Below are 12,069 nucleotides of genomic sequence, written 5' to 3' on the forward strand. Positions count from 1 at the left end.
CCGACCTGGCCCAGCACGCCACCATGACGAAGCGGACCTTCAGCCGACGCTTCGTCGCCGAGATGGGCGTGACACCGTTGCAATGGCTGATCGCCCGACGCATCGACCGCGCCCGGACCCTGCTGGAGAGCACCGACCTGCCGGTGGAACGGATCGCCACCGAAGCAGGCTTCGGCAGCGCCACCCTGCTGCGACAACACCTACACGCGGCGCTGAGAGTCACGCCGCAGCACTACCGACGCACGTTTCATGCCCCGGTCCCGAAGACCTGACCGGGCGTCCAAGTAGCCGAACCCCGACCACAGGTTCGCCGCGGCCTACGCGGTTTCTCGCTCATCGCCCGAGTCGGTGGCCACGTTATTGTGCAACCGGGCGATCATCTCGACCGTCGTTCATACCCGCTGTCGCGTCTCCCGATGGCGCGGACGACGCCAACACCAAGCCCGAACCTGCCACTACCGACGACACGGCTACCCCTGACCAACTGCCGTTGCAGTACTAGGGCGTAGCCCAGTCGCAGCTGACGTAGCCGTGCGGCCAGGCGGGATCGTTGCCGTAGGCCTCGTCACCGGCCGCCCACCGGCAGGGCAGCCCGGCGGTGACCTCCATGATCGACGGTGGCCGCCTTCATTTCCGCACCACATCGCGTTCAACGTCTATGGTCAGATGAGGATGGCTCGGTGAGTGATGTTCCGGATCTCGGTCCTGTGCCGCAGCGTATGGCAGTCGACGTGGATCAGGTGCGGCGGCTCGTCGCCGACCAGTTCCCTCAGTTCGGCGACCTCCCGGTTGAGCCGGTAGCCGACGGCGGCTGGGACAACTGGACCTTCCACCTCGGCCCCGAAATGCTGGTACGTCTACCCAGCGCAGCCGAGTACGCCTTGGCGGTCGACAAGGAACATCGGTGGCTCCCGGCCCTCGCCGCTCGGCTGCCGCTGCCCATCCCTACCCCGCTGGCGAAAGGCAAGGCCGGCGCGGGCTACCCCTATCCGTGGTCGATCTACCAGTGGCTCGACGGCGAACCTGCGACCGTGGACCGTATCGCGGGCCCGAGGCGATTCGCGCTCGAACTGGCCGAGTTCCTAGCGGCTTTGCAGAGCGTCGACACCGCTGACGGTCCGCAGCCGGGAATCCACAACTGGTTCCGGGGCGGCACCTTGCGCACCTACGACGAGAAGGTTGAGCGGGCGCTCACAAAGTTGGACGGCCACGTCGATGCCGAGCTGGCACGCGAGATCTGGGCGAGCGCGCTCGACGCCCGCTGGGACGGTGTTGACCGCTGGTTCCACGGTGACATAGCCGAAGGCAACCTTCTGCTCAAGGACGGGCGGCTGGCGGCCGTCATCGACTTCGGGACATGCGGCGTCGGCGACCCAGCCTGTGATCTAGCGATCGCCTGGACGTTGGTGACCGCCGACGGACGGCAGGCATTCCGCAAGCGGTTATCGGTCGATGAGACGACGTGGGCGCGCGGGCGTGGCTGGGCCCTCTGGAAGACCCTCGCTACCTACTCCTACACGCTCGACGATCCCGAAGACGCGGACGGATCCGCGAACTCGCAGCGCATCCTCGGTGAGATCTTCTCTGAATACACGGCCGGCGCCGTAACCAAACCCAGCCCATGACAGCCATCACACCTCGCACGTCCTCATCCAGCCGTGATCACGATCCCCGGCTGGAGTACTAGCGCACGAATCCCGGCGACCTTCTCCCCACTGGTCTCCAGTACCGGAACGGTGACTACCTCGGCGGCCGGAACGAGTTGGGCAGCACGACGGGCACCGACCATCAACTGCGACGCCTTGCGGGATCGGACCCTTGCCATTGTGGTACGCAGAGCACTGTCGTCATGCGGCGACACTACGAGACGTTGACCGCGAAGAACCAGGTCACTTTCTTGGCATCACGGAGCGTGGTTCGGAACCTGACGGGCGTGACCGGTGTCATGACAATGCGACGAGCCGTCGAGGCGTACCGGAAGGGGCGAGATGGGTTCACGGGGCGGGTTGCTGCTGGCAGCGTCTGTGGTTTTGCTGGCGGGGTGCACGAGCACGGCCAGCGGCGGGTCGGCCGCGCCGAGCGCCACCACGACGAGCACCACGAACAGCGCGAGCGCGCCGAGCGTGAGCGCCGCGACGGGCTGTCACTCGCCGGTCGAGACGACGTCGCTGCCCGAGTGGGCGGACGCCGGGTTCAGCGGGGACGCGCGGATTCCGCACGTCTTCGGCGCGAAGGGTGACATCGTGGCGGCGCTGTTCGCTCATCCGCTGCGCCAGGTCCGCGAGGACGGGTCGAACAACAAGATCCTGTGGGTGGCCCGCGCCGCCACGACCTCGCCCGACCCGACCGCACCGGCGACCCTGGTGATCACCGCGACGCTGGACGGCACCGACACCCGGGTGACCCGGGAGGTCGCCGGCGGTCCGGGGCCGTCGATCATCGACATGCCGCAGGCCGGGTGCTGGCATTTCGACCTGCGCTGGTCCGGGCACACCGACACGATGGACCTGGTCTACGCCCCGTGACCGCGCGCCCTAGGCTTCCGGGAGTGCGGGAGGACGCGCGGGTGGCCGCGGCCCGCAACAACGCCGAGTGGTGCGACATCGTCTGCGGCAGCCACGGGCTGGCCGGCCGTACCGACGCCGACGCCTGGTCGGTCCCCCACCGCTCGCCACCGTGGTACCCGGACGCGGTCACCCTGCGGCCGGGCGTCGACGCCGAGGCCCTGCTGGCCCGGATCGACGTCGGACCCGGCGCGTCGGTGAAGGACAGCTTCGCCGACGTCGACCTGTCCGGGTACGGGTTCCGGGTCCTCTTCGACGCGCAGTGGATCCACCGGCCACCGGCGGTGCCGGGAGCAGGCGAACCGCTCACCCCGGTCACCACCGCCGACGAGCTGACGGCCTGGGCGGCGGCCCACGGCGGCGGGGAGGTGTTCCGGCCCACGCTGCTGGCCGACCCCCGGGTCCGGGTGCTCGCCCACCACGACGATCGGAGCGTGCTCACCGGCGGAGCGGTGCTCAGCGGCGACGGCCCGTGCGGCGTCTCCAACCTGTTCGCCCGCACCGACCGCGCCCACGACATCTGGCGCGCGGTGTGCGCCACCGTGCCCGGCGCGTCGCTGGTCGGCTACGAAACCACAGCGGACCTGGCCCCCGCCCTGGAAACCGGCTTCACCCCCACCGGCCCGCTGCGCGTCTGGCTGCACCCCTAGGGCTTCGGGCGCACCGGGCGCGCTGCCGCCCGCGCCCTCGACGCCCTGGGTCCGCGCCCTCGACGCCCTGGGTCCGCCTTCCGACGGCTATGCTGGGCGGCATCGGCACCGATCCGGCCATCACCGGGGAGCCTCCGGAAGAACGGGCAGCTCAACCGCCCCAGTAGACCCGGACGTAGCGGCACGTCACGTCGTGGGAATTGAGCGGCGCCCGCACCATCGGGGCGCAAGCGGGGTGGTACCGCGGAGTCCTGGCCATACGCCCGACACTTCGTCCCCGCGTGGGCGGTGCGTTGATGCCCACGCCAGCGGATGTGGAGTGTAGGGAGAGCGTCGATGACGGACGATCCGTCGAAGTCACCATTCGTGCCACTGCCCACCAAGATCGATCTTGGGGCGCTGGACCGCGCGGTCATCCAGTGGTGGCAGGCCAACGACGTGTTCAACAGGAGTCTGGCGCAGACCGCCGACGGCCCGCCGTGGGTGTTCTACGAGGGCCCGCCGACTGCCAACGGCACGCCCGGCACCCACCACATCGAGGCGCGGGTCTTCAAGGACCTCTTTCCCCGGTACCGGACCATGCGCGGCTTCTCGGTGCCCCGCCGCGCCGGGTGGGACTGCCACGGCCTGCCGGTCGAGCTCGCGGTGGAGAAGGAGCTGGGGCTCGGCGGCAAGCCCGACATCGAGAAGTTGGGCGTCGCCGAGTTCAACGCCCGGTGCCGCGCCTCGGTGCTCCGGCACGTGGACGAGTTCGTCGAGCTCAGCGAGCGGATGGGTTACTGGATCGACCTGGAGCATCCGTACCAGACGATGTCACCGGAGTACGTGGACAGCGTCTGGTGGTCCCTGAAGCAGATCCACGACAGCGGGCGCCTGGTGGAGGATTTCCGGGTCGCGCCGTACTGCACCCGCGACGGCACGACCCTGTCCGACCACGAGGTGGCCCAGGGGTACGAGACGGTCACCGACCCGTCGGTGTACGTGCGTTTCCCGGTGCGGGGGGCGGTCGCCGGCCACAGCGGTGTCGAGCTGCTGATCTGGACCACCACCCCGTGGACTCTGGTGTCCAACACCGCCGTCGCCGTCCATCCCACGGTGACGTACGCCCTCGCGCGCACCGAGCGGGGCACGTTCGTCGTCGCCGAACCGCTGACCCGGCGGGTCCTCGGTGACGAGGCGGAGATCCTGGCGACGGTGCCGGGGTCGGTCCTGGAGGGGTTGCGCTACGAGCGGCCGTTCGACCTGGTGGACATCCCGGACGCGCACCGGGTGGTCCTCGCGGACTACGTCACGACCGAGGACGGCACCGGCCTGGTGCACCAGGCACCGGCCTTCGGCGCGGACGACCTCGCCGTCTGCCGCGCCTACGGGTTGCCGCTGGTCAACCCGGTCGCCCCCAACGGGCGGTTCAACGACGGCATCGACCTGGTCGGAGGGGTGTTCTTCAAGGACGCCGACGCGTTGCTCATCGACCGACTCCGGGCCTCTGGTCGGTTGTTCCGGCACGAGCCGTTCGAGCACCCCTACCCGCACTGCTGGCGGTGCCACACCCCGCTGATCTACTACGCCCAGCCGTCCTGGTACATCCGAACCACCGCCGTACGCGACGAGCTGACCCGGGAGAACGAGAACACGACCTGGTTCCCGGAGCACATCAAACACGGCCGCTACGGCGACTGGCTGAAGAACAACATCGACTGGGCGGTGTCCCGCTCCCGATACTGGGGCACCCCGCTGCCGCTGTGGCGCTGCCCGGACGACCACGTGACAGCCGTCGGCTCCCGCCGGGAGCTCGGCGAGCTGGCCGGCGCCGACCTGTCCGAGCTGGATCCACACCGCCCGTACGTGGACGAGATCACCTTCGCCTGCCCGGACTGCGGCCAGGTCGCGACCCGGGCACCCGAGGTGATCGACGCCTGGTACGACTCCGGGGCGATGCCGTTCGCGTCGTTGGGCTATCCCCACGTGCCGGGCAGCACGGAGGCCTTCGAACGCAGCTACCCGGCCCAGTACATCTGCGAGGCGATCGACCAGACCCGGGGGTGGTTCTACACCCTGATGGCGGTGGGCACCCTGGTCTTCGACAGGTCCCCGTACGAGAACGTCGTCTGCCTCGGGCACATCCTGGCCGAGGACGGCCGCAAGATGAGCAAGCACCTGGGCAACATCCTGCTGCCCATCCCGTTGATGGACACCCACGGCGCCGACGCGGTGCGCTGGTTCATGGCCTGCTCCGGCTCGCCGTGGTCGCCGCGCCGGATCGGGCCCGGCCCACTCGACGAGATCGTCCGCAAGGTGTTGATGACCTACTGGAACACCGCGGCGTTCTTCTCCCTCTACGCGGCGAACTGCACGTGGGCGCCGCACCTGGCGCAGCCGGTCGCCCAACGCCCGGTGCTGGACCGGTGGATCGTCGGCGAGGTCCACGCCCTCGCCGCCGCCGTGGACGACCGGATGCGCCACTACGACACGGCGCGCGCCGGCCGGCTGCTCGCCGACGTCATCGACGACCTGTCGAACTGGTACGTCCGGCGGTCGCGGCAGCGTTTCTGGGAGGGCGACCCCGACGCGCTCGCCACCCTGTACGAGTGCCTCGACATCCTCACCCGGCTACTCGCGCCGTTCGTTCCCTTCGTCACCGAGCAGGTGTGGCAGCAGGTCGTCCGGCGCGGCAACGCCTCGGCACCGGAGTCGGTGCACCTGGCGACCTGGCCCACACCCGACAGCAGCCTGATCGACACGGAGTTGTCGGCCCAGGTGGCCACGGCGCGGGCGTTGGCCGAGGCGGGCCGGTCGGCGCGTAAGACGAGCAGTCTGCGGATCCGTCAGCCGTTGCGCCGGGCGCTGGTGGGACTGCCGGCCGGCACCGTGCTGCCGCAGGTGTTGCTCGACGACATCGGCGACGAGTTGAACGTCAAGGTCCTCGATCTGCTCGACCCGCAGAGCGGGGTCATCGACGTGCGGGTCAAGCCGAACTTCCGGACCCTGGGCCGCCGGTACGGCAACCGCACCCAGCACGTCGCGAAGGCCATCGCCGCCGTGGCCGGTCGGGAGTTGGTCGACGGTGTCCGGGCGAACGGGTCGTTCCCGCTGTCGGTCGAGGGCGCCCAGGTCGAGGTGGGCCTGGACGACATCCTGGTCACGGAGGTGCCGCGCACCGGTTGGGTCGTGGAGTCCCAGCGCGGGGTGACGATCGCGCTGGACACCGAGATCACCCCCGAGCTGGCGGCCGAGGGCGTCGCCCGCGACGTCGTCCGCCTCGTCCAGCAGGCCCGCCGCGACGCCGACTTCGAGGTCGCCGACCGGATCACGGTGGCGATCGCCGCGCCCGCCGACGTCGCGGCGGCGATCGCCACGCATCAGTCGCTCATCGCGCACGAGACCCTCGCGCGCACGCTGACGGTGGTCAACGCGTTGTCGGAGGGCTTCGCCGGCACCGTGGGCGACGGCCAGGAGATCGTCGTGCACGTCGTGCGGGCCTGACCGGGCGGGAGGTCGGGCGCCCACCGTGCGCCTCGGCGCGGTGGGCGCTCAACCGAGCTGGGCCAGGTCCGCCGGGGTGAGGCGGAGGGCTCCGGCCGCCACGTTCTGCGCCAGGTGGTCCGGGTTCGCGGTACCGGGGATGGCGAGCACGTGCGGGCCCTGGTGCAGCGTCCAGGCCAGGCGTACCTGCTGCGGTGTGACGCCGTGGGCGCGGGCGACGGCCTCGACGGCCTCGCTCTGCGCGGCGGTCGCGCCCCTCTCCCGACCGGTGCCGGCCAGCGCGAAGAACGGCACGAAGGCGATCCCCCGCGCACCGCAGAGTTGGACGAGCCCGTCCTGCGCCCGGTAGGCGTCCACCCCGTAGTTGTTCTGCACGCAGACCACCGGCGCGATGCCGGCCACCTCGTCCAGTTGCTCGGGCCGGACACCGGAGAGCCCGAGGTGCCGGATCAGCCCGGCGGCCCGCAACTCGGCCAGGGCACCGAACCGGTCGACGAGCGGTACCGCGCCGGGGCCCCGGCCGAGGCGAAGGTTCACCACGTCGAGCTGGTCGCGGCCGAGCCGCCGCAGGTTCTCCTCGACCTGGGCGCGCAACTGCGCCGGGGTGAACGCCTCGGTGAAGCCGGCCTCCGGGTCGTACCCGAAGCCGACCTTGGTGGCGATCACCAGGTCGTCCGGGTACGGGGCGAGCGCCGCGCGGATCAGCTCGGTGGCGTAGCGGGCCGGGCCGGTGCCGACCCGCAGGGTGCCGCCGGGCGAGACGTAGAACGCGGCCGTGTCGATGTGGTTGACGCCCAACTCCAGGGCGCGGCGCAGCAGGGCCACGGCCTGGTCCGGGTCGGGGTTGGCGGTGATCCGCATGGAGCCGAAGCCCATCCGGCGCACGGTGCGGTCGCCAAGGGTCCAGGTGCCCGCCGCGGCGGCGGTGATCTCGTCGATTGGCATTCGGCGACCCTAACCAGCGCGGGTACGCGGCGCAGTCGGCCGCGCACCCGATACCGCCCGGCGGCGTTGTGGGCTAGTTTTTGTGTACTGGCGGAGCCGGCTCGGCGGTGTGCGGGGCACGCAGCACCGGCACCAACAGCAGGGTCGGCAGCAGCAGCAGCGGCACCACCAGCAGCGCGCGCAGCGTGCCGACCTGGTCGCCGAGCAGCCCCAACAGCGGCGGCCCACCCAGGAACGCGGTGTAGCCGATCACCGCGACCACACTCACCCGCACCGCCGCGTGGGCCTCCTCGTCGGCGGCCGCGCTCATCCCGACCGGGAAGCCCAGCGACGCACCGAGGCCCCACAGCGCGACGCCGACGATGGCCAGCGGCCCCGGACCGGCCAGCACGGCCAGGCCGGCACCGACCACGGCGAGCCCGATGGTGGCGGTGAGCACCGGCACCCGACCCCACCTGTCCAACGCGACGGTGCCCGCCGTGCGCCCGGCGGTCATGCCCACGACGAAGACACCGAAGACCGCGGCACCAGCCGCCTCGCTCAGGTCCCGTCCATCCACGAACGCGACGGCGAGCCAGTCGTTGGCCGCGCCCTCGGTGAACGCCGCCACCAGCACGAACAGACCGATCAGCAGGGTGCGCGGCTCCCGCCAGGCGGCGAGCTGCGCCCGGCGGCGGCCGGCCGGGGTGGCGTCCGCCGGGTCGCCGGCGTGATCGCCGGCGGCGGGGAGGAACGTCCGGGCGGCGAGCGCGGTGCCGGTCAACACGACCACCGCGACGGCGGCGAGGTGGACGCCGACCGACACGTCGAAGCGGGCCGCCGCGGCGCCGAGCCCCGCTCCGGCCACCGAACCGAGGCTCCACCCGGCGTGGAAACGGGGCATGATCGTGCGCCCGAGTCGTCGTTCCACCGCCGCGCCCTCGATGTTCATCGCCACGTCGCAGGCGCCGGAGCCGTAGCCGAGGGCGACCAGCCCCACGGCGACGACGACGAACGACCCGGCCAGCGTGGCACCCAGCCCGGCCACGGTCAGGCCGACCGCGACCAGCACGGTGGCCAGGGTCACGGTGCGGGCCGCGCCGAGTCGCTGGGCGAGCAGGCCGGAGGTGGGCATGGCGAGCAGCGCGCCGACGCTCATCGCCAGCAGCAGCAGCCCGAGCCGGCCGGCGGAGAGGTCCAACGCCTCGCGGACCGCCGGCACCCGGGAGAACCAGCTGCCGACGGCCAGCCCGTTGAGCGTGAAGGTGACGGCGACACCGTTGCGGGCGATCAGCACCGCCCGCGCGGGCGGTGCGGTGTCCGGGGATACGGGTCTGCTGGTGGGGGCGCTCACGGGGTCGGTCCTCTTCCTCGGGGTGATCTTCTGGCACGATCGCACACCTGAGAGCGCTACCACCACAACCGGGCACCGCCCCTTACCGGCGGTGGACCGGCCGGGGCATGATGTGAACAGGCGTTTGTCCGACCGGACGGGCCGGCGCGGGGAGGCGACGATGACGACAGCGGCACAGCGACCGGCCACGCTGGAGGACGTCGCCCGGATCGCCGGGGTCTCGCGGTCCACCGCGTCGCGGGTGATCGCCGGCAGCGGGTTCGCGTCGCCGGCCGCCCGGGAACAGGTCGCGGCCGCCGTCGACCAGCTCGGCTACGTGCCGAACCCGGCCGCCCGGGCGCTGGTCCGCGGCGGCGGCCTCCGACTGGTCGTGACCGTCATGGGCACCAGCGCGGCGGTGCTGGACGACCCGTACATGCATCAGGTGGTCGGGTCGGCCGCCCGGGTGTGCACGCCCGCCGGTGTCGGGGTGGCGTTGCACTGGCTGCCGCTCGGCGACACCCGTGGCCTGCACCAACTCGGCGAGGATCGCACCGTCTGCGGGGTGCTCCTGGTCAACACCACCGAGGACCTGCTGGCGGCGGTGCCGGCGTCGCTGCGCGGTCGGGTGGTCTCGATCGGCTACGGCTCGGCGACCGTGCCGTCGTTCGACGTCGACAACGCCGCCGGCGCCGAGGCGGTGCTGCGCCACCTGTACGCCACGGGTCGCCGCCGGATCGCCATGGTGACCGGCCCCCGGTGGCTGCCCTGCGCGCAGCGCCCCGTCCAGACGTACCGCCGACTCATGCACCAGGCGGGCCTGCCGGAGCGGGTGCTGCCCGGGGACTTCACGGCGGCACGCGGTCGGGCCGCGGCTGGCGTGGCGCTGCGGCGCTGGCCGGACGTCGACGCGATCTACGCGATCAACGATGACAGCGCCCTCGGGGTGATCGCCGGGCTGCGTGACGTCGGCGTGCAGGTGCCCGGCGACGTCGCGGTGGCCGGCTTCGACGACATTCCGCTGGCCGGGATGACCGCACCGGCGCTGACCACCGCGAGCCATCCGGTGGGGCGGATCGCCGCCGCCGCGGCCACCGCCCTGCTGGACGGGCGTCCGGCCACCCGGGTGCCCCTCTTCCCGTCCACCCTGGTGGCCCGGTCCAGCACCTGAGCCTCGACGGTTAACCCCTGGCGGGCCGGGTAACCGCGTCGGACCTTCCGCCGACCGCGAGGAGCGCAGGCCGTGTCCGACTCCGCGCAGCCGCGCCGGGATCCCCGGCTCGGGCGGTTGACCGCGCGTCCCCACCCACCGGTGGCACCGGGGCCCACCGGGCTGGTGCCGATGACCGGCCCCGACGGTGAACGGCTGGCGATGGCGTACGCCCCACGGTCGGCGACCGACGGGTCCGCGTACCGGCTGGTGCTGCTGCTGCACGGTGCGGGCGGCTCGGCGCGGCAGGGCCTGGACCTGCTGCTGCCCGTCGCGGACGCGCACCACCTGCTGCTGGTGGCGCCACAGTCGTCGGCGGCCAGTTGGGACCTGGTCGCCGGTGGCTTCGGCGCGGACGTGACGCGTGTCGACGGGCTGTTGACGACCGTTTTCGACAGCTACCCGGTACGCGAGGTGGCCTTCGGTGGCTTCTCCGACGGCGCCTCGTACGCGCTGTCGCTGGGCCTGGCCAACGGCGACCTGGTCGAGGCGGTGGTGGCCTTCTCCCCCGGTTTCGCCGCGCCCCCGACCACCCACGGCCGACCCCGGCTGTTCGTCGCGCACGGTGTCGACGACCGGGTGCTGCCCGTCGACGTGTGCAGCCGCCGTCTCGTGCCCCACCTGCGCGGCCTCGGCTACGACGTCACCTACGAGGAGTTCCCCGGCGGCCACGAGATCCCCGCACCGGTTCGCGACCGTGCCACCGGATGGCTCACCGCCGCACCCCACCCTCCGGGCGTCCCCGTGCCGCCCTCAGACGGCGGGCAGGCCGAGGGCTTCGTCGACGCGGGCGAGGACGGCGGCGTCGTCCTCCGGGTTGACGCCCCGCAGCAGGTCGATGGCCGTGGCCCGGACCTGACCGATGATCATGGCTAGGGGCAGGGTCTGCGTGGGGCCGAAGAGCTGCCCGGCGGTGTGCACGGCGGCCAACGCCGCCTCGTCGGCGCGGGTGCCGTGCCGGTCGGCGGTCTCGTCCTGGCCGTCGAGGTCGGCGGCGAGGGCGGCACCGGCCTGGCGGACGGCCTCGGCCAGCGAGCGCAGCGCGGCGCCCAGCTCGGGCGGCGCCGGGGTGTGCAGCCGGCTGAGCGTCACGCCGGCACGGGCCAGCACCCGGACGTTGCGGACCGCGTAGTCGATCTGTCGGATCGACTCGTCCACCGACCTCAGCCGGCCGATGTGCCGACGTCGGCGTACGTTGAGCCGCAGGGCCTCACCGGCGGCCAGCACCCCGTCGCGCAGCCCGTCCACCCGGGCGTCCATCCCGCGGGCCTGCGTCAGCGCGGCGACCGCGGCGGCCTCGTCGCGCTGGTCCAGCGCGTCGGCGATCTCGACGAGCAGCCCGGCGAGGTCGTCGAAGGTCCGCCGCACCTCGGCGACCAGCGGCGCGAGGGGGTGCCGGGCGTCGACAAGCAGGCTGACCGCGAGCGCGACCGCACCGCCGACCAGCGCGTCGACGAAGCGGAACGGCACCAACGACCCGTCCGGCGGGGCGACCACCACCAGGTAGAGCGCGGAGACCGCGGCCTGCACCAGCGTCACACCGGTGGCGCCGAAGGCCACCGCGAGCAGGACGGTGAGCAGGATGACCGTGCCGACGGTCCAGGTGCTGCCCGGGCCGAGTGCCTGCACCACCAGGTCCGCGACGAGCACCCCGGCGGCGACGCCGAGCACGACCTCGACGGCCCGGCGGATCCGTTGACCACGAGCCTGACCGAGAACGATCAGCGCGGCGGCGGGTGCGAAGAAGGGCTGCGGGTGCCCGAGCAGCCGGGTGGCCAGCAGCCACGCCACGGTCGCCGCGACTGTCGCCTCCAGCACCGGCCGCCAACCGTGCCGCAGCCGCCCACCGGCCGTCCGCAGGCCACTGAACCGCATCACCGCCACCCTCCTCCCCACCCGCCGCCA

At 72.4% G+C, this 12,069-nt stretch carries 9 protein-coding genes and 1 pseudogene; 7 read left to right on the plus strand and 3 right to left on the minus strand.

Features of this window, described 5'->3' with window-relative positions:
- The 5 genes from AB0B57_RS00005 to ileS form a co-directional block, all read left to right on the plus strand.
- Positions 1-272: helix-turn-helix domain-containing protein (locus AB0B57_RS00005; RefSeq protein WP_357063155.1), on the plus strand; the 272-nt coding region annotated here is incomplete at its 5' end.
- Positions 273-680: 408 nt separating this feature from the next.
- Positions 681-1,625, plus strand: coding sequence for an aminoglycoside phosphotransferase family protein (locus tag AB0B57_RS00010; protein WP_357063157.1), 945 nt, complete (start codon positions 681-683; stop codon positions 1,623-1,625).
- Between the two features lie 399 nt (positions 1,626-2,024).
- Positions 2,025-2,525, plus strand: coding sequence for a hypothetical protein (locus AB0B57_RS00015; protein WP_357063159.1), 501 nt, complete (start codon positions 2,025-2,027; stop codon positions 2,523-2,525).
- Between the two features lie 23 nt (positions 2,526-2,548).
- Positions 2,549-3,214 carry a hypothetical protein gene (locus AB0B57_RS00020; RefSeq protein WP_357063162.1) on the plus strand — a complete coding sequence of 222 codons (666 nt, stop codon included), beginning with the start codon at positions 2,549-2,551 and terminating at the stop codon, positions 3,212-3,214.
- A gap of 336 nt (positions 3,215-3,550) precedes the next feature.
- Complete coding sequence (ileS, locus tag AB0B57_RS00025; protein ID WP_357063165.1) at positions 3,551-6,697, plus strand: isoleucine--tRNA ligase; 3,147 nt, start codon at positions 3,551-3,553, stop codon at positions 6,695-6,697.
- A 48-nt stretch (positions 6,698-6,745) separates the two neighbouring features.
- Here the strand turns inward: ileS and AB0B57_RS00030 are convergent, their stop codons facing one another.
- Together AB0B57_RS00030 and AB0B57_RS00035 are read right to left on the minus strand one after the other, a co-directional pair.
- Positions 6,746-7,642, minus strand: coding sequence for an aldo/keto reductase (locus AB0B57_RS00030; RefSeq protein WP_357063168.1), 897 nt, complete (start codon positions 7,640-7,642; stop codon positions 6,746-6,748).
- 73 nt (positions 7,643-7,715) lie between these two features.
- Positions 7,716-8,975 (minus strand): MFS transporter, encoded by a 1,260-nt coding sequence (locus tag AB0B57_RS00035; protein WP_357063171.1) that lies wholly within the window; start codon positions 8,973-8,975, stop codon positions 7,716-7,718.
- 160 nt (positions 8,976-9,135) lie between these two features.
- Between AB0B57_RS00035 and AB0B57_RS00040 the strand changes: the two genes are divergently transcribed.
- Together AB0B57_RS00040 and AB0B57_RS00045 are read left to right on the plus strand one after the other, a co-directional pair.
- Positions 9,136-10,125: a LacI family DNA-binding transcriptional regulator gene (locus tag AB0B57_RS00040; RefSeq protein ID WP_357063174.1), complete on the plus strand. Its 990-nt coding sequence runs from the start codon at positions 9,136-9,138 to the stop codon at positions 10,123-10,125.
- Between the two features lie 201 nt (positions 10,126-10,326).
- Positions 10,327-10,833: pseudogene (locus tag AB0B57_RS00045) on the plus strand (phospholipase); the annotation flags it as partial.
- A gap of 84 nt (positions 10,834-10,917) precedes the next feature.
- Here the strand turns inward: AB0B57_RS00045 and AB0B57_RS00050 are convergent.
- Positions 10,918-12,039, minus strand: a complete 1,122-nt coding sequence (locus AB0B57_RS00050) for an FUSC family protein (protein WP_357063177.1) — start codon at positions 12,037-12,039, stop codon at positions 10,918-10,920.
- Positions 12,040-12,069: the final 30 nt, after the last annotated feature.

It is taken from the genome of Micromonospora sp. NPDC049101 (genome assembly GCF_040648675.1).
Classification (GTDB): domain Bacteria; phylum Actinomycetota; class Actinomycetes; order Mycobacteriales; family Micromonosporaceae; genus Micromonospora.

Bases quoted from the DNA above. Each gene is read 5' to 3' on its own strand.
- ileS (WP_357063165.1), top strand. From the start codon at position 3,551: ATGACGGACGATCCGTCGAAGTCACCATTCGTGCCACTGCCCACCAAG.
- AB0B57_RS00040 (WP_357063174.1), top strand. From the start codon at position 9,136: ATGACGACAGCGGCACAGCGACCGGCCACGCTGGAGGACGTCGCCCGG.
- AB0B57_RS00030 (WP_357063168.1), bottom strand. From the start codon at position 7,642: ATGCCAATCGACGAGATCACCGCCGCCGCGGCGGGCACCTGGACCCTT.
- AB0B57_RS00050 (WP_357063177.1), bottom strand. From the start codon at position 12,039: ATGCGGTTCAGTGGCCTGCGGACGGCCGGTGGGCGGCTGCGGCACGGT.